The 17771-nt window shown below is 72.5% G+C and carries 11 protein-coding genes, 2 tRNA genes and 1 other RNA gene; 8 read left to right on the forward strand and 6 right to left on the reverse strand.

The annotated features are described in order from the left end of the window. Positions 1–31: 31 nt before the first annotated feature. The gene (uppS, locus tag ACHFIV_RS32750) at positions 32–892 is read left to right on the forward strand and encodes a polyprenyl diphosphate synthase (RefSeq protein WP_398976452.1); all 861 of its coding nucleotides are present in this window, start codon (positions 32–34) and stop codon (positions 890–892) included. 128 nt (positions 893–1020) lie between these two features. Further along, positions 1021–2448 (forward strand): oxygenase MpaB family protein, encoded by a 1428-nt coding sequence (locus ACHFIV_RS32755; protein WP_398976625.1) that lies wholly within the window; start codon positions 1021–1023, stop codon positions 2446–2448. Between the two features lie 134 nt (positions 2449–2582). Here ACHFIV_RS32755 and ACHFIV_RS32760 read toward each other — a convergent pair whose 3' ends face one another. From ACHFIV_RS32760 to ACHFIV_RS32770, 3 genes are all read right to left on the reverse strand, one after another. Beyond that, a complete protein-coding gene (locus ACHFIV_RS32760; RefSeq protein WP_398976454.1) occupies positions 2583–3488 on the reverse strand; it encodes a phosphorothioated DNA-binding restriction endonuclease in 906 nt (301 codons plus the stop codon). Between the two features lie 94 nt (positions 3489–3582). Then, a complete protein-coding gene (locus tag ACHFIV_RS32765; RefSeq protein WP_398976627.1) occupies positions 3583–6024 on the reverse strand; it encodes a helicase-associated domain-containing protein in 2442 nt (813 codons plus the stop codon). Positions 6025–6301: 277 nt separating this feature from the next. After that, positions 6302–6389: transfer RNA gene (locus tag ACHFIV_RS32770), tRNA-Ser, on the reverse strand. A 132-nt stretch (positions 6390–6521) separates the two neighbouring features. Here ACHFIV_RS32770 and ffs point away from each other — a divergent pair. The 6 genes from ffs (at position 6522) to ACHFIV_RS32800 (ending at position 15498) form a co-directional block, all read left to right on the forward strand. Next, positions 6522–6618: signal recognition particle sRNA small type (gene ffs / locus ACHFIV_RS32775), an RNA gene on the forward strand. A gap of 79 nt (positions 6619–6697) precedes the next feature. Beyond that, positions 6698–8926: a DNA polymerase III subunit gamma and tau gene (locus ACHFIV_RS32780; RefSeq protein WP_398976456.1), complete on the forward strand. Its 2229-nt coding sequence runs from the start codon at positions 6698–6700 to the stop codon at positions 8924–8926. 260 nt (positions 8927–9186) lie between these two features. Further along, positions 9187–10440, forward strand: a complete 1254-nt coding sequence (gene purD / locus ACHFIV_RS32785) for a phosphoribosylamine--glycine ligase (protein ID WP_398976458.1) — start codon at positions 9187–9189, stop codon at positions 10438–10440. A 380-nt stretch (positions 10441–10820) separates the two neighbouring features. Continuing rightward, entirely contained in the window at positions 10821–12551 is a 1731-nt protein-coding gene (locus ACHFIV_RS32790) for a hypothetical protein (protein WP_398976460.1), read from the forward strand. A gap of 215 nt (positions 12552–12766) precedes the next feature. Continuing rightward, the gene (locus tag ACHFIV_RS32795; protein WP_398976462.1) at positions 12767–14230 is read left to right on the forward strand and encodes a N,N-dimethylformamidase beta subunit family domain-containing protein; all 1464 of its coding nucleotides are present in this window, start codon (positions 12767–12769) and stop codon (positions 14228–14230) included. A gap of 341 nt (positions 14231–14571) precedes the next feature. Continuing rightward, entirely contained in the window at positions 14572–15498 is a 927-nt protein-coding gene (locus tag ACHFIV_RS32800; protein ID WP_398976464.1) for a phosphoribosylaminoimidazolesuccinocarboxamide synthase, read from the forward strand. A 41-nt stretch (positions 15499–15539) separates the two neighbouring features. On the opposite strand, the gene ACHFIV_RS32805 is transcribed toward ACHFIV_RS32800, so the two are convergent. The 3 genes from ACHFIV_RS32805 to ACHFIV_RS32815 all read right to left on the reverse strand — a co-directional run bounded on the left by ACHFIV_RS32805 (position 15540) and on the right by ACHFIV_RS32815 (position 17511). After that, positions 15540–15615 (reverse strand) — tRNA-Gly (locus ACHFIV_RS32805). A 22-nt stretch (positions 15616–15637) separates the two neighbouring features. Beyond that, a complete protein-coding gene (locus ACHFIV_RS32810) occupies positions 15638–16261 on the reverse strand; it encodes a response regulator (protein WP_398976466.1) in 624 nt (207 codons plus the stop codon). Continuing rightward, complete coding sequence (locus tag ACHFIV_RS32815; protein ID WP_398976468.1) at positions 16258–17511, reverse strand: sensor histidine kinase; 1254 nt, start codon at positions 17509–17511, stop codon at positions 16258–16260. Before ACHFIV_RS32815 ends, ACHFIV_RS32810 begins: the two co-directional genes overlap by 4 nt. Positions 17512–17771: the final 260 nt, after the last annotated feature.

Raw genomic sequence — 17771 nt, forward strand, 5'->3', positions numbered from 1 at the left:
TCCGCGGACGTGAGTCGGAGGGGGCGCTGCAATGGCACCCGGTGGAACAGGGCAGTCCGGTCGGGCGCGTACGACGGACACGACGCCCGGGAGCGTCGGTACGCGGCCGGGGGTCCCCGCCTCGACGTCGGTCCCGGCGCAACCGCACCGCCCGGCCACCGAGGAGCGCCGACGCCCGGTTCCTCGCCATGTCGCCTGCGTGATGGACGGCAACGGCCGATGGGCTCAACAGCGTTCCCTGCCGCGTACGTCGGGGCACCGGGCGGCCGAGGCGACGGTGATCGACGTCATCGAGGCGGCGCGATCGGCCGGGGTCGAGTGGCTCAGCCTGTACGCCTTCTCCACCGAGAACTGGCGACGCCCGGGCGAGGAGGTCGACTTCCTGATGCGGCTGGTGCGCCGCGTGGTCCGCAAGCACGCGCCGCTGCTGCACGCGCGCGGCATCCGCTGCCGGTTCCTCGGCGCCGAGGACCCCAGGATCCCCGCCCCCCTGGCCCAGGACTTCGTCGACCTGATGACACTCACGGAGAACAACCGGGGCATGACGCTGACCGTGGCGTTCGACCACGGCGGGCGCCAGGACATCGTCTCCGCGGCCCGTTCCCTCATCCGTGCCGGGGTGTCCGCCGACGACGTCGACCAAGCACGCTTCGCCGAGCATCTGCCCGTTCCCGACATGCCTGACGTGGACCTCGTCATCCGTACGTCCGGTGAACAGCGCATCTCCAACTTCATGCTCTGGCAGGTGGCCTACGCCGAGTGGATCTTCCCGACGGTGCTCTGGCCCGACTTCCGTGCGCCGCACTTCCTGGAGTGCCTGCACGACTACCGGAACCGGGACCGCCGCTTCGGCGGCGTGACCGCCGTAACGATCGGAGAGTCCGAACGGTGAAGGACACGCACAGCAGTCATCCCGGGCCGCCCACCCCCGGGGCCCCGAAACGGGGTGACGCCCCCGGGGCCCCGCATCACGGCGACGCCCCAGGCCTTGAGGCGGCCTCCGGGACGCCGGCGGATTCCCTGTTCGGCCCTGGTTCGCAGTTCCACCGCTTCTTCAACGACCCCCGCTGGGCGCTGGCCGTCATCAGGGCGACGGTGCTGGAAGCGGCACACCCGCAGATCGGCGCGGCACTGGCCGACAACTCCTCGTTCGTCACGCACCCGTGGCGACGGCTGCGCAACACCCTGGTGAGCCTGCAACGCATGTTCGGTGCCGACGAGCACACACGGAAGCGGGAGGCGGCACGGCTGAACCGCCTGCACACGCGACTGAGCGGCACAGACGCGAGGAACCGGCCCTACGACGCGATGGATCCCGAGGTACGGGCCTGGGTGGTCGCGACGCTCTTCGAGAGCTCCGTCACCATGTACCGCCTGAGCGGGCAGCCCCTGGACCAGGACGCCATGGAACAGCTTTACGCCGAATTCCAGGCGTTCCTGGCCGCCCTGGGAGATCAGGCAGGCCACCTCCCGCCCACCCTGCCCGAGTTCTGGCAGTACTTCGACCGCATGGTCGCGGAGGAACTGCAGAACACCGAAGCGCTGCGCATCATCCTCTTCAAGCTCTTCGAGCACCTGCCGGCGCCCCCGCTGTTCGCGGGCCTGCCCACGGTCTGGGCCACCGGCCGCGCACTGGCGGGCCCGGTCATCGGCACCATCACCGTGGCGTCCCTCCCCGAGGCCTTCCGCCGCCGGGCGGGACTGCCGGAGGTCCCGGGTGCCCAGACACTCATGCAGAGTGCCTACATGGCCGCCCGCCTCGCCCGCGCCCTGCCCGACAACTGGCTCCAGACCGAGAACGTCATCGGTCTCCTCCACCTCTCACCGGACGGCGACGGTCCCTACGCCGAGACACTCGGCGCTCTGCGGGGCCGCATGAAACGGGCCGGCGCGCTGCTCCGGCTGATCACCCCCGTGCCGGCCCAGCAGGACGGGACGGCCGGTACGGCCGGTACGGGCGGTACCGGGAACCGGCGCAGCGCCCATGAGTTCTTCACCGAGGTGCTGGACCAGACCGGGGACGGCTTCCTGGACTGGCCCGACCTCGCCGCGATGGCGCGTGAACTCTGTTCCCGGCTCGACCTGGACGAACCGGAGGAGACCCGGCTGTACGACGCGTTCGCCGCGTGGTGGAGGGAACTCCAGGCGGCCCTGGACAGCGACGGGGACGGCCGGGTGAGCGCGGAGGAGTACGCGGCGGCAGCCCCGTCCATGGCCGGCCCGGCGCTGATCAGGGTCGCGGAGGTCCTCTTCGACGTGACCGACGCGGACGGCGACCAGTCCATCGACGCCGAGGAGTACCGGCTGCTTTTCCGCAGAGGCTTCGGACGGTCCGTCCTGGACGCCGGCGGCCGCTACTCCCGGAGCGCGTTCGTCCGGGATTTCCTCTCCTTCATGTCGGGCCGACAGCGGTCGACCCCCTACGATCCGCTGCTCTCGGACGCGTAGGCGGTCCGGCCGCGCGGCGGCGGAAACGGTGAGGTCCCCCGGGTCAGGGCGGTGCGGTGGCTGCCGCGCCGCGCCGGCGGCTCCCGCGTATCGCACCCCGTACCAGTGCGTGCGCGTGACCGCCAGGTCGGCGTTCAGGCGGTCGTGGCGGGACGTGGGCTGCCTTGGAAGACCTGGCTGGTGTGCCAGGAACGATGGGCGGCGGCGATGGGGCGGACGCCCGATTGGGGGCCGATGACCGGACGGCCGGCGAGCGCGATGACGTGCTCGCGGGCGGCGGTGCTGCGGCCGACGAAGCTCTGTGAGACCAGGATGCCGTGGGCCTCGCCGCGGCCCTCGCCGAGACCGAGTACGCCTTTGTCGAACAGCTTGTGGTGCAACGAGCACAGACACAGCCCGTTTTCGAGGTCGTCCGGTCCGTCGAACGCCCACCAGCGGACATGGGCGGCCTCAAGCCCGACCGGCACCGTGCCGATCCTGCCGTCGTACCCGCAGAAGGCGCACTGGTACTCATATGCCGTCAGGACCATCTCCCGCATGCGCCGGTCCCGCTGCCTGCGCTTGGCCGAGACCAGTCCGGTCTCGGCCTCCTCCAGTTCCAGGCCGACGGCATCGCACAGCTCGCCGTGGAGGGAGGGCGGGAAGTTCAGATCGAGGAGTACGCGTGTCATTCGGCCGAGCAGGAGCGGATCCCGCCGCAGCGCCGCCCGTAGCTCCGGCGTCAGCCGCCCAGCGGCGCCGGTTGCGCGTAGCTCCCTGACCCCGGTCCCGGGGCTGCCCGGACCGCGCTCGGTGCGCACCTCCCACACGCCGTCACTCACCAGATGATGGAAGGGATAGGCGGGCGTCGTCCGGTTCCCAGGACCGTACTCGGCGAGCAGCCGCCGCAGGTCCTGCTCCACCGTGCTGTACCGCAGCTCGTCGTCGGCGTCCTGCTGGAACCGGCTGAGCGCGTACAGGAACAGCAACGGCTTGTGCGGAGCCCGCGCCCCGCTCCTGGTCCACTGCCTCAACTGCGCGATGCGCTCGACCCAGTCCATGGTCGGCGATCGTAGTGGCGGCTCGTCGCAGTGCTTGGTGGCGGGGCATGGCCGCAGTGACCGGCCGAACACCGAGCCACGATGCGGATCCCGGCTACCCGGGCATGATGCCGTGGATGCGGGAGAGGGTGAAGACCCGTTCGTCGTCGCGCAGGTGGCACCAGGCGTACAGGTAGGGCGGGTCGAGCACGAGCTCGCTGAGGATACGTACGGTCCGGTTGCCCGAGGCGGCGACGTACTCGACCGTGATGGCTGTGCCGACGTCGACGGCATGGGCGAGCTGGCGGACATCGCTGTACGCCAGGTTCTTCGCGTACGCGGCGACGATCTCCTCGGTGTCCGTGCCGTAGGGGACCCCGGTGCCGAACGGGTCGGGAGCCGGGAGTGTCGGCGGGGCGGCCCGCAGCCTGGCGGCCAGCGTGCTCAGGTCGACGGTCACCGGAGTCATCTGAGTCACCGTCGGGACGGGCCGCTGCCGCTGTCCTGGGAGTGGGGTGACCGGCACCGGGGCGGCGGCACGCCGGCGCCGGATCCTCTCGACGCGTACGGTTCCGTCGGCCCCCTCGGCGACGGGGGCGTAGCCGGCGGCCCGGAGCGCGGCGAGTGTCTTGTCGAGTGGGGTCCGGCTGACCAGCACGGTCGGTGCCAACACGCGTAGGCCGAGGGCGGCGAGCTTTCTGTGAGTCACGAGTTCGGCGAGGTGGGCGGCTTCTTCACCATGGATCACACAGGCAGCGGGGGCGATGCGCACACGGCCGTGAGTGCGTGCGGAGTCGTTGATCAGGTACAACAGCGGCTGGGGGAGGGCGCCGACCGCTACGGCGCCCAGGTCGGCCGCGATGGCATCCGCCGTGCGGCCCGTGTCCAGGGCATGGCGAACGGTTGTGGGGCTGAACCGCCACACCGATGCCGTGCCACCGACTTCCTTGTCCGCGACGGTGTCCAGCAGTGCGGCGAGGCGGGCGGACGGTGTGCCGGTGACAACGGCGGTGAGGTCCGCGCCGAAACGGGCTGCCCTGGTGGCTGCCGGCAGCAGCCGCTCACAGGCAGCGGTCAGCATTTCGGGGTCGTCGGCCCGCAGAGCGGCACCGATGGGGGACAGGCAGCCGCGGGCGACGACCCCGAGCAGTTCCGCTTCCCGGATTGCGGTGGCGAAGGGCGTGGTGTCCTGGGGGAGTTGTTCGGCGAGCGGGCGGTGCCAGGCAGCCATCGGCCCCAGTTCCGCGGGGCTGTGCACTCCCCGGTGCGCCGGGAACCCCGCCGCGGCGGCGAGGAGCCCCTCTCGGGCCTGTACACAGCCGCCGCAGGGCGGTGTTCCGGCGAGCGCGGGCAGCACCTTGCCGTCCTCGTCGCGGGCCTGGGCCGGAGTCAGCGGCAACGTCCGCCAGGTGTGGAGAAGCGCGGTGAGCTGCTCCGCTGGTTCGCGTTCCGCCCAGGTGTCGTATCCGTCCGTTGCCGCGACCCGGTCACCGTCCCGGGCCAGCAGCCCGGCGTCGTACGCCGTCTCCAGAACAAGGCGTACGACGATGTCGTCGCACTGCGCCGCCTTGCTGATCCGGGACAACTCACGTGCTCCGACCCCGCCGGACTTCAGCAGGACCGGCGGAGCGGCGGAGCACGTCGCCAGAACCGACGCGGCATGTGCGGCGAACGCCGTGGCGGCTGCCGCCGCCTCCCGGTCCACTTCCGCCGAGGTGACGGAGGCCGTCCGCACAGCGGGCGGGACAGGCTCGAAGGGGGCGTGCCAGCCGACTCCGCGCAGTGCGAGCGCCACCTCGGCGGGCATGCGCGTGGATCCGTACCCGGAGGACCGGTCCTGGACCAGCAGTCCCCGCTCCAGTGCCCAGCGCGCACCCGCCTCGGAGTCGGCCGACGGGGCCCTGAACGTGATCAAGCGCGTCGGTGATTGAGCCTGTTCACCCTGGTGAGACGCTCGCCGCTCAAGCAGCTTCCGGGTGGACGCAGGTGCCGAAGTGATCAGCGCGGCCACCCGCTCCGGATTGCCGTGGTGTTCCAGCAGGGCGGTCAGCCGATGCTTCTTGGTGGTGCCGGGCGACGGGATGCCCAGGGCCACCAGCATGCGGCGCAGTTCCTCGGAGGTCGTGTCCGCCAGTAGACGGGTGAGCGGAGCGTCCAGCCCCAGCGGCGAGTCCCACGCCTGCCGCAACGGCGCCGCCATGCGCAGCAGCCCTTCGCCGTCCGGCCAGACGAGTGCGCGGTCGGCCAGCGCCTCCAAGGCCGCGTCCAGCCCGCGAGTGCTCTCCGTCCCGGTCGCATCCAGCAGATCGGCCAGGGCGGCACATGGAACGGGCCCCAATGCCGCCAGTGCCTCGGCTACCTGCAGGTGTGGCAGCGCGAGTCCGGGCAGTACCGCGGCCACCGACGCCGGGCGCTGAAGGCGGTCCGCGAGTTCGCCGAACGATCGTGGTTCCGGCGGGGACACGGCATCCGGGCGAGCTGCCAGGACCCGCTCAAGCCGGTCGACTTCCAGATCGCTCAGCCACGTGGCCAGAGTTGATCTGCTGGGCTTGCCGATGGGGACACCTCACAAGGACGAGTGCCGGTGGTCTCCGACCGGAATCGGTCCTGCACAGACCCAGAATGGCGGATCGCGGGGGACGCCTGCGTCCTGAGTCGGCAGAAACCCGCTTCTGAGTGAAGGCGATGTCCTGTGACTCGACCCGTCGACGGCAAGTCGACGAATGAAATGTCCCTTATGTCGAAAACAAATGAGACCAGAACTGAGACCGGCAACGTCGAAGGGCCCCACCGCAAGCGGTGGGGCCCTTCGACGTATTGCCCGGTGAGAGCAATGGCGGAGGATACGAGATTCGAACTCGTGAGGGGTTGCCCCCAACACGCTTTCCAAGCGTGCGCCCTAGGCCACTAGGCGAATCCTCCGCGGCAAACAATACAAGACGTTGGAGGGTGCTCGCGAACACGTTCCCCGGAGATCGTTCCGAACCGTCCTCGGAGGGGGGTGGGGGCGGGGAGCGGGTGGACGGCAGGGGGCGGGGATCGGCTAAGGTGGGCGTCAGCCCCTCACGTGGCGCTATCTGACTGAACTCCCCCAGGGCCGGAAGGCAGCAAGGGTAGGTCGGCTCTGGCGGGTGCGTGGGGGGCCCTTGCATGTCCGGGGTGTGGTGTCCCGCCGGGCGCCCGGTCGGCGGCGGGGCCGGTTGTCGGTCCGCCCCGATAACCTCGTATGTGTGTCGTCCCTTGCGCTGTACCGCCGCTATCGCCCCGAGTCCTTCGCCGAGGTCATCGGTCAGGAGCATGTCACTGACCCGCTGCAGCAGGCCCTGCGGAACAACCGGGTCAATCACGCGTACCTGTTCAGCGGGCCGCGTGGCTGTGGAAAGACGACCAGTGCGCGCATCCTCGCCCGCTGCCTGAACTGCGAGCAGGGGCCCACGCCGACCCCCTGCGGGGAGTGCCAGTCCTGCCGGGACCTCGCGCGCAACGGGCCCGGCTCGATCGACGTCATCGAGATCGACGCCGCGTCGCACGGTGGTGTGGACGACGCCCGTGACCTGCGAGAAAAGGCGTTCTTCGGGCCCGCGTCGAGTCGGTACAAGATCTACATCATCGACGAGGCGCACATGGTCACCCCGGCCGGGTTCAACGCCCTGCTGAAGGTGGTCGAGGAACCGCCGGAGCACCTCAAGTTCATCTTCGCGACGACCGAGCCCGAGAAGGTCATCGGCACGATCAGGTCGCGTACGCACCACTACCCCTTCCGGCTGGTCCCCCCGGGGACGCTGCGGGGTTATCTCGCCGAGGTGTGCGGCAAGGAGAACAGCCCGGTCGAGGACGGTGTGCTGCCGCTCGTGGTGCGGGCCGGCGCGGGATCCGTGCGTGACTCGATGTCCGTCATGGACCAGTTGCTGGCCTCCGCCGCCGACGACGGTGTGACATACGCCATGGCGACCTCGCTCCTCGGCTATACGGACGGGTCCCTGCTGGACTCGATCGTGGACGCCTTCGCCGCGGGTGACGGGGCGGCCGCCTTCGAGGTCGTGGACCAGGTGATCGAGGGCGGGAACGACCCCCGGCGCTTCGTCGCCGACCTGCTGGAGCGGTTGCGTGACCTGGTGATCCTGGCCGCCGTGCCGGATGCCGGGGACAAGGGGCTCATCGACGCGCCCGCCGACGTGGTGGAGCGGATGCAGGCCCAGGCGGCCGTCTTCGGCGCCGCGGAGCTGAGCCGTGCCGCCGACCTGGTCAACGAAGGGCTCACCGAGATGCGCGGGGCGACCTCGCCCCGGCTCCAGGTCGAGCTGATCTGCGCCCGGGTGCTGCTCCCCGCCGCCTTCGACGACGAGCGTTCGCTCCAGGCCAGGCTGGACCGGCTGGAGCGCGGCGCCTCCTTCGCCACGGCCGGCCCCGGCCCCGCCGTGGGGTACGTACCGGGGCCGGAAGCCCACGGGGCCGGTGTCGCGATGCCCGCCGGAGGCGGCGGTGGGCCCGCCGCCGCCCGTGCGGCCGCCCGGGCCGAGGCACCGGGCGGCGCCCCCGCCGACGTGCCCCGGCCCGCGCCGGCGGTCCCACCGGCCGTCCAGCAGCCCCAGCCCTCGGCCCCGCAGGAAGCGCCGCCGGCCCAGCAGCCACCGGCCCCTGCGCCCGTCGGCCAGCGCCCCGGCGCCTGGCCCGCGCCGGCCGGAGCCGGCAGCGGCGCGGGTGGCCCGGATGCGGCGCGCCGCCCCGGTGGCTGGCCGACCGCCTCCGCGCCCGGCGGCGGCGCCCCGCAGGCACCCGCGCCCGCCACGGCGCCCGCTCCGCACACCCCGGCCCCCGCCCCCGTCGCGCAGACCCCCGCACCCGGCGGGCAGGACATGACGCAGGGCGCCGCCCAGGTGCGGAACATGTGGCCCGACATCCTCGAGGCCGTGAAGAACCGCCGTCGGTTCACCTGGATCCTTCTCAGCCAGAATGCCCAGGTCACCGGCTTCGACGGCAGCACGCTGCAGATCGGCTTCCTCAACGCCGGGGCCCGTGACACCTTTTCGAGCAGCGGCAGCGAAGAGGTGCTCAAGCAGGCTCTCGCCGAGCAGTTCAACGCACAGTGGCGGGTCGACGCGGTCGTCGACCCGTCCGGTGGTGGCGGCCAGGCTCCGCAGTCAGGTGGCGGTGGTGGCAGGCCTCCGGCCGCCCCGTACCAGCCTCCGCCCGCGCCCCCGGCGCCCTCCTACGAGCCCCGGCCGGCCGCCCCGGCTCCGCAGCCCCCGCCGTCAGCTCAGCAGCCCCCGGCTCAGCAGTCCGGGCGGCCCGAGCAGTCCTCGTACGACCGTGTGCCGGAGCCGCCCCGGGCGGTCGCGCCCGAGGACGACACCGCCGAGGCGGACGACCCCGACCTGGTGGACTCCGCGCTCTCCGGGCACGACCTGATCGTCCGGGAGCTGGGCGCCACGGTCGTCGAGGAGTTCACCAACGAGTAGGGCTCACCGCCCGGGGCCGCCCCCCAGCGGCGCCCTCACGGGACCCCGGGACACGGCCCCCTTCCGGCAGGCCCACCGGGCAGGCGGCCACCCTCCCCCGGCCCCGTCATCGTTACTGCCCCTGGTCCTGTCCACAGCTGTCCCCGGCCCCGTCCATCGCTGCCCCGGGTCCTGTCCACCGCTGTCCCCGGCCGCCCACCCGCTGTCCACGGAGCGGAGGCCGTCGAGGCCTCCGGCCCCCGGCGGTTAGGCTGCATCCCGTGAAGGTCCTCGTCATCGGCGGCGGCGCCCGCGAACACGCCCTGTGCCGCTCTCTCTCCCTCGACCCCGATGTCACCGCTCTGTACTGCGCGCCCGGCAACGCCGGAATCGCAGAGGTGGCCGAACTGCGCCCGGTCGACGCGCTCGACGGTGACGCCGTCGCGCGCCTCGCCACAGAGCTGGGCGCCGAGCTGGTGGTCGTCGGCCCGGAGGCACCGCTTGTCGCCGGTGTCGCCGACGCCGTGCGCGCCGCCGGCATCCCCTGCTTCGGCCCCTCGCGCGAGGCGGCCCGGCTGGAGGGCTCCAAGGCGTTCGCCAAGGACGTCATGGCCGGTGCCAACGTCCCGACCGCCCGCAGCTACGTCTGCACCACGCCGGCCGAGATCGACGAGGCACTGGACGCCTTCGGCGCCCCGTACGTCGTGAAGGACGACGGTCTCGCGGCGGGCAAGGGTGTCGTCGTCACGGACGACGTCGAGGCCGCGCGTGCCCACGCCCTGGCCTGCGACCGCGTGGTCATCGAGGAGTTCCTCGACGGCCCCGAGGTCAGCCTCTTCGCGATCACCGACGGCACCACGGTGCTCCCCCTCCAGCCGGCCCAGGACTTCAAGCGCGCCCTGGACGGTGACCAGGGCCCGAACACCGGCGGCATGGGCGCGTACTCCCCGCTCCCCTGGGCCGACCCGAAGCTCGTCGACGAGGTCATGCAGACCGTCCTGCAGCCGACCGTGGACGAGCTCCGGCGCCGCGGCACCCCGTTCTCGGGGCTGCTGTACGCGGGCCTCGCGATCACCTCACGCGGTGTGCGGGTCATCGAGTTCAACGCCCGCTTCGGCGACCCGGAGACACAGGTGGTGCTGGCCCGGCTGAGGACGCCGCTCGCCGGGATCCTGCTCGGGGCGGCCAACGGCACCCTGGACGTCGTGCCCGCGCTGAGCTGGCGCGACGACGCGGCGGTCACCGTGGTCATCGCCTCGCACAACTACCCGGGTACGCCCCGTACGGGAGACCCCATCGAGGGCCTCGCGGACGTGGTGGCGCAGGATGCGCCGCACGCGTTCGTCCTGCACGCCGGAACCAGGCAGGACGGCGACGCGGTCGTCAGCGCCGGAGGGCGAGTGCTCTCCGTCACGGCGACCGGCAAGGACCTCGCGCAGGCCCGGGAGCGCGCTTACGGCGCGGTCGGCCGCATCCGGCTCGACGGCGCCCAGCACCGTACGGACATCGCCCGGAAGGCCGCCGAAGAGGCCTGAGCCGACGACGCCCCGTGCCCGGCCCTCCAGCGAGGCGCCGGGCACAGGTGTGTCAGGGCGGCCTCCATGGCCCGAGGGGAGGCGCCGGAGGCCCGGGGACGTACGGGCGCCGGAGGCAGGGCACGGGGCGCGTGCCCTGCCGGGGGCGGCAGGCAGACCGCCGTATCGCTGAACGCCGGGGTACCGGTACGTCAGCAGCTTTACCCAAAGCCATTCCATCGGGTGACGACTCGCCCATCCGGATGACGCCTGCCGAGGGCCCAACTAGGGTGCGGCGCAGGCGTTCCGGCACTTGGCCCACCGGCATTGCGATGTCGGTGACGGGTGCCACAGTGGGGGAGTGACCAACACCGTCGCGGGGGCAGAGGGGGTGACAAGTCGTGTCCGGTACCGGTTCGGTTGAGGAGCTGGGTGCGCACGCGGCGCGGGCCAGGGCGGTGGCTCTGCTGCGCATCCGCAGCAGAGCCACCGCCCTGGCCGTCCTGCCGGCGGGTGCGGCCGCCGTGCTGCTCGTCGCGGGCGCCCAGGGGCGCCTCGGAGCGGGGGTCTGGCCCACGGTCACCTGGGCGGTGACGGGCTGCGCCGTCGTGATCCTGCTGCTCGCCGCGGCGGTCGCCCTCGCGGTGGCCCGCGCGAGGCCCGCCGTCAGCCCGACCGTGCCGCTGACGGAGGCGTCGGCCCCGGATCTCTACCGGCTCGTCCGGGACCTCGCCGACCGGCTCGACGTCCCCGCGCCCTCGGCCATAGCGCTGACCCCCGACTGCGACAGCTGGCTGGAGGACCGTACGCACCCCGCCACCCAGCCGGGGGACGGAAGACGCAGGGGGAGGAAGGGCTCCCGGCGGGGCCGCCGGGAGCAGGCGGCGCCCGTGCTGGTGATCGGCTCGCCGTTCCTGTGGTGGATGAGGGTCGCCGAGCTGCGGGCCGTTCTCGCCCCGGTGGTGGCGGGAACCGGGCCGGCCGCGCACCCCGACATAGCCGCCGCCCGCCGCTTCGTGCGGGGACTGGACGCCGCCGTCGCGGACGCCGCTGTGCCCGGCAGGGGTTTCGTGCGCGGGGTCCCCGCGGCGTTCGTGGGGTGGATCGCCAAGATGCTGCTGCGCGGCTGCCGCGGTCACGCGGCGGAGATGGAGCGCGGCGTCGCCGCCGCCGCGTCGGGGCGCGCGCAGGAGGTCGACTACGGGCTGCGGATCGTCGCCCAGGAGCAGGTCGGCCTGGCCTATGCCGGATGGGACCGGCTGCTGACCCGGGTCGCGCTGCCCGCCTGGCGGATGGGGCGCTGGCCCTCCCGGCTGGACGCCGGTGTCGTCTCCGCGCTCACGGAGCTCTCCCGGCGCGACAGGCTGGCCGAGGGCTTCACCTCCCGGCTGGGGGAACGCCCCGCCTGCGATCTGATCGAGGAGCCCGGCGCGGCCGACGAGGCGGCCTCGCTGCTGGCGGCCCGGCTGTTCCACGGCGGGCCGGCGGAGACCGGGCCGGACTGGTCCCCGGTCGACTGGCAGCAGTATCCGGAAGAGGTCGTGGACCGCAAGTGGCGTACGGAGGCCGCACGCCTGCACCGGGTGCTCGACGCCATGGGAGTGGCCACCGGTGTCTCCGTGGGTGTGCCCGAGCCGTCGGACGCGGACGGCTCCGCGGTGCCCACGCTGGCGCGGGTGATCGACCACCTCGCCACACCGGGCTCCGACAGCGAGGCGCTCGCGGCCGGGATCGGCGCCGCGGTGGCCCGCGACGAGGAGGCGGCGGCCCCCAGCCCCCTGCCCGGCGGCGGCGCCCCGGGGTCCGGTACGCCCGGCGGAGCGGGCACCGACCCCCTCGACCTCTGGGGACCCGGACCGCTCCCGCTCTTTCCCCTCCAGCCGCCTCGTACGGGCACCGAGCTGCTCACCGACCACGTCGTGGCGATGGTCTGCTGCGCCGCGGTGGACACGGCGGGGGCCGCGCCAGGGCTCGACTGGCTCGACGGCCCCGCGCTGATGGTCGACGGCGGGCGCAGGTCCGATCTCGGTGCCCCCGTGCTGAGCCTCGTCGAGGACGGGGACGCGGAGCCGCTGCTTTCCTGGCTCACCGCGCTGGGAGTGCGCACGGACAAACCCGTGCGCCTGGGGTGAGTGGTACGCCCGGGTCAGCGGAGGCCGAGTTGAACGGTCGTCCGTCCATATAGATGGCGAAATATCCTGTATGTCCGCTCAATACGCGGAAGATCAGGCTTCGGCGTCGCCGAATCGCGACGAACGGTGACGGAGCGCGTGCGTAATGTGATGTGCTGGAGGCCTGTCGGCATCCGGCGCGGCAGACGCGGCGGGGGACGAGGGAGGGGAGCGGGATGGGGGCGGATCAGATCCGGCGATGGGAATCGGGTGCCCTCGCGCATGCCGTGAGCGACCCCTTCGGGCAGGGCCCGCTGCCCTGGCTGCGCGGCAGTGAGAACTACTTCGACGACACCGGGCAGGTCGTCCCCTGGTACGCCGACCCCGACCTCGGCCGCAGCGGTTCCGGCGGCGGTACGCGTACGGCCGACGACGTGCGTCAGCAGATCAAGGGGTTCGTGTCCCCCGGAGCCGCGGCACCGGGCGAGGCGATCGACTTCCACATCACCGTGGACCCGCCCCAGCAGTTCTCCGTCGACGTCTACCGCATCGGGCACTACGCGGGCGACGGCGCGGCCAAGATCACCACGAGCCCGCGCCTCTCCGGCATCGTCCAGCCGGCACCGCTGGCCGCCGAGCGGACGGTCTCCTGCCATCACTGGTGGCTGTCCTGGCGGCTGCAGATCCCCAGCTACTGGTCGGTCGGTGCCTACGTCGCCGTGCTCACCACCGCCGACGGCCACCGCTCGCACGTGCCCTTCACGGTCCGCGACGACCATCCGGCGGACCTGCTCCTCCTGCTTCCCGACGTCACATGGCAGGCCTACAACCTCTACCCGGAGGACGGCCGGACGGGCGCCAGCCTCTACCACGCCTGGGACGAACAGGGGCGCCTGCTGGGGGAGGAGGACGCGGCCGTCACCATCTCCTTCGACCGCCCCTACGCGGGCGCCGGCCTGCCTCTCCACGTCGGGCACGCCTACGACTTCATCCGCTGGGCCGAGCGCTACGGCTACGACCTCGCGTACGCCGACGCCCGCGACCTGCACGCGGGCCGGGTCGACCCCAGCCGCTACCGGGGCCTGGTCTTCCCGGGACACGACGAGTACTGGTCGGTGCCGATGCGCCGTACGGCCGAGCTCGCCCGGGACACCGGTACCTCGCTCGTCTTCCTCTCCGCCAACACCATGTACTGGCAGGTGACTCTCGGTCCGTCCCCCTCCGGGGTGCCCGACCGCCTGCTCTCCTGCCGCAAGCGCCGGGGCCCGGGGAAATCGGCGCTGTGGCGTGAGATCGACCGCCCGGAGCAGCAGTTGCTCGGTATCCAGTACGCGGGCCGGGTCCCCGAGCCCCACCCGCTGGTCGTGCGCAACGCCGGTCACTGGCTCTGGGAGGCCACGGGCGCGGAGGAGGGCGACGAGATCGGCGGGCTGGTGGCCGGTGAGGCCGACCGCTACTACCCGCGTACGGCACTGCCCGAGCACGAGAGCCGCATGCTCCTCGCGCACTCCCCGTACGCGGACGGCGACGGTGCCACCCGGCACCAGGAGACCTCCCTGTACCGCGCCCCGTCGGGCGCGCTCGTCTTCGCGTCGGGCACCTTCGCCTGGTCCCCGGCCCTTGACCGGCCCGGGCATGTCGACTCCCGCGTCCAGCGCGCCACGGCCAATCTGCTCGACCGGATCTGCAAGCGGGACTGAAAGGAGCGGCACCGCAGGAGCGTGGCCGCGACCGCCGGGGCGCAGGGCGGGACCCGAAGCGAGCGTGGGCGCGACCAGCGGCGGGGCTCGGGGCGAGCAGGACCCCGTGCGGGCGGGGCCGGAGGCGAGCGGAGGCGTGACGGCGTACGGCCCTGAGCAGTGGCGCGGGCGCCGGCCGGCCGGCGGGGCCGGCAAGCGGAATGCGCCGCCCGGTCACACGACGAGCCCTGGCACCGGCCCGGTGACCGTGCCACCTGTCCACGGGACGACCCCTGGCGCCGTGGGCCTCCCGCATGCGGGACAATCGGAACGACTCCTGGATCAACCTACGCGGAGGCAGCGTGTCCGGTTTCGTAGAAAAGCCCGAGCCCGTGCAGGTGCCGGGGCTCACCCACCTGCACACCGGCAAGGTGCGCGACCTGTACCGGAACGAGGCGGGGGACCTCGTGATGGTCGCCAGCGACCGTATGTCCGCGTACGACTGGGTCCTGCCCACCGAGATCCCGGACAAGGGCCGTGTCCTCACGCAGCTGTCGCTGTGGTGGTTCGACCAGCTCGCCGATCTCGTCCCCAACCATGTGCTGTCGACCGAGCTCCCCGCCGGGGCGCCCGCCGACTGGGCCGGCCGGACCCTGGTCTGCCGTTCCCTGCGCATGGTCCCGGTCGAGTGCGTGGCGCGGGGCTATCTGACGGGCTCCGGCCTGACCGAGTACCACGCGACCCGCACGGTCTGCGGCCTCGGTCTGCCCGAGGGCCTCGTCGACGGCTCCGAGCTCCCGGGGCCGATCTTCACCCCGGCCACGAAGGCCGCGGTCGGCGACCACGACGAGAACGTCTCGTACGAGGAGGTCGTCCGCGAGGTCGGCCCCGAGACGGCGGCCGTGCTGCGCCGGACGACGCTGGACGTCTACGGCCGTGCCCGCGACATCGCCCGTGAGCGCGGAATCATCCTCGCCGACACGAAGTTCGAGTTCGGCTTCGCGCCCACCCCGGACGGTGGTGAGGAACTGATTCTCGCGGACGAGGTTCTGACCCCCGACTCCTCGCGCTTCTGGCCGGCCGAGTCGTGGGAGCCCGGCAAGGCGCAGCCTTCGTACGACAAGCAGTTCGTGCGTGACTGGCTGACCTCGCCGGCCTCCGGCTGGGACCGTCACGGCGAGCAGCCGCCCCCGGCGCTGCCGCAGGAGATCGTCGACGCGACCCGGGCCAAGTACCTCGACGCGTACGAACTCCTGACGGGCATGAGCTGGCAGGCCCGAGGGATGTGACGGCAGAAGGCCCCGGTCACGAGGACCGGGGCCTTCTCACGTGGAGCGAACGACGAGGTTCGAACTCGCGACCTCAACCTTGGCAAGGTTGCGCTCTACCAGCTGAGCTACGTTCGCATGCGCCGAAGCGCGCTGCCTACTATACCCAACCTCTCTCCCGCGCGAGACGCACCGCGGCATGACGGTTCTCCGCCCCGAGCTTGGACACCGCCGCCGACAGGTAGTTGCGCACCGTGCCCTGCGAGAGAGACGCCCGCTCCGCGATCTCCGCGACCGGTGCCCCGTCCGCCGCCAGCTCCAGCACCTCGGCCTCCCGCGCGGTCAGCGGGGAGTCCCCCGCGGAGATCGCGTCGGCTGCCAACTCAGGGTCCACATAGCGGTTTCCCGCATGCACGGTACGGATGATCTCGGCGAGTCGGCGCGCGCTGACCGTCTTGGGCACGAACGCGCGGACGCCCGCCTCCAGGGCCCGCTTCAGATTTCCCGGTCTGCCGTGGCTCGTCACGATCATGGTGCGGCAGCCCGGCAGCCCGGACCGCAGGGATGTGGCGACCTTCACACCGTCGGCCCCCGGCATCTCCAGGTCCAGGACGGCCACATCGGGCCGGTGCGCCAGTGCCATCGCGAGCGCCTCGGGTCCGGTCGCCGCCTCGGCGACCAGGACGATGTCGTCCTCCAGTGCCAGGAGCGCGGCCAGGGCGCCCCGGATCAGGTGCTCGTCATCGGCGAGCAGGACGCGGATGGCGTCCGGTGCGGGTGTCATCTCTTCTCCAGCGGGGAGGGTGCGGTTTGCCGGGGCGAGGGCAGAGGGACGGACGCGGTCAGGTGGAACCGGTCTCCGCCGGCCGGCCCCGCCTCCAGCGAACCGCCGACGGCGGCCAGTCGTTCCCTGAGTCCGGGGAGCCCCGAGCCCCCACCGGGTACGGCGGCTTCGTCCGGCGTGGCGCCGTCGTTCTCCACCACCAGCCGGACGCCGTCCGTCGTCGACTCCAGCCGGATGTCACATCGTTGGGGGTCGCCGTGCCGCAGGACGTTGGTGGCGGCCTCGCGCACGGCCCAGCCGAGTACCGCCTGCACCGGGGCGGGCAGCCGCCCGCCGTCGCCATGGACGGAGCACTCGATGCCCGCCGCCCGGAGAACCCCCTGGGCTCCCAGCAGTTCCGTACCGAGATCGGCCTCCCGGTATCCCCGGACGACGTCGCGGACCTCCTGCTGGGAGGCCCGTGCGATGCGCTGCACCTCGACCATCTGGTCCACGGCCGTGGGCTTTCCGCGCTGTGCCAGCTCGACGGCGAGCTCGCTCTTCAGCGCGATCACCGCCAGGTTCCGGCCCAGCACGTCGTGCATGTCGCGTCCGAAGCGCAGTCGCTCCTCGGCGACCGCCAGCCGGGTCTCGACGTCCTGGGCGTCGCGGAGCTTCGACATCAGGTCCAGGGACCAGGCGGACAGCCGGGCGGTGACCGAGAGCAAGGAGCTGCTGAAGGTCACACCGACGAGCGTGGAGAGTACGAACGACCGGTCACCGCCGGCCAGCGCGACGCCGCCGCCCATGCCGGCCGCGGTGACCACCTGGAGCAGAGCGCCCGTCCCCAGGGGCACCACGAGGACGAGAGAGGTCAGGAGCGGCACGACGACCGCGCCGAGCGCCAGGACGAGTTCGGGGAACCGCTCGACGCCGGTGTACGCGCCGAGTGCCAGCAGGCCCGACGCGTTGGCGAGGAACAGGGCGGTCCCGAGCGCGATCAGCCGCCGGTCGACGGCCGGCCCGCCCAGGTAGTGGTCGAGGGCCCGGGTGACCAGTGTCCTCCCGCAGACTCCCTGGCCCAGCGCGGCGAGCACCGTCACGACGATCAGCGCGACGGGTGCGTCGGAGGCCCGTACGGGCCGTGTCACCGGCAGCAGCACCTGGGGCACGATCGTCATCCACACCAAGGAGTGCAGGGTGCCGCGCGTATAGAGATCGATCTTCTCGAAGCCGCTGCGGCCCTGCCATCTCCGCACCTGCGTCCGCACCCACACAGTCCCGCGTCCCCTCAGCCCCTCCGGGGCCCGCTCACGGCGATCCGGTCGTGACCACCGCCGCACAGCCAACACCGTGCGTGCCGTCCGGGCCAGTGCGGCATGAGATGCCGCTCACTTCCGCGACGCCCTCTCGTGAAACCGCCGGACTCCAGACTTCCTTCAGCCCGCGACCGGGAACAGTGCGTGGCGTCACCACTCCCCATGACAGACGTCATGGGTGTGGATCCGGAAACGCCGAAGGCCCCGGTCGA

It is taken from the genome of Streptomyces sp. ALB3, assembly GCF_044385685.1.
Lineage (GTDB): Bacteria > Actinomycetota > Actinomycetes > Streptomycetales > Streptomycetaceae > Streptomyces.

Excerpts from the sequence above, each read along its gene's own strand:
- ACHFIV_RS32795 (WP_398976462.1), top strand. The coding sequence starts at position 12,767 with ATGGGGGCGGATCAGATCCGGCGATGGGAATCGGGTGCCCTCGCGCAT.
- ACHFIV_RS32810 (WP_398976466.1), bottom strand. The coding sequence starts at position 16,261 with ATGACACCCGCACCGGACGCCATCCGCGTCCTGCTCGCCGATGACGAG.
- ACHFIV_RS32760 (WP_398976454.1), bottom strand. The coding sequence starts at position 3,488 with ATGGACTGGGTCGAGCGCATCGCGCAGTTGAGGCAGTGGACCAGGAGC.
- uppS (WP_398976452.1), top strand. The coding sequence starts at position 32 with ATGGCACCCGGTGGAACAGGGCAGTCCGGTCGGGCGCGTACGACGGAC.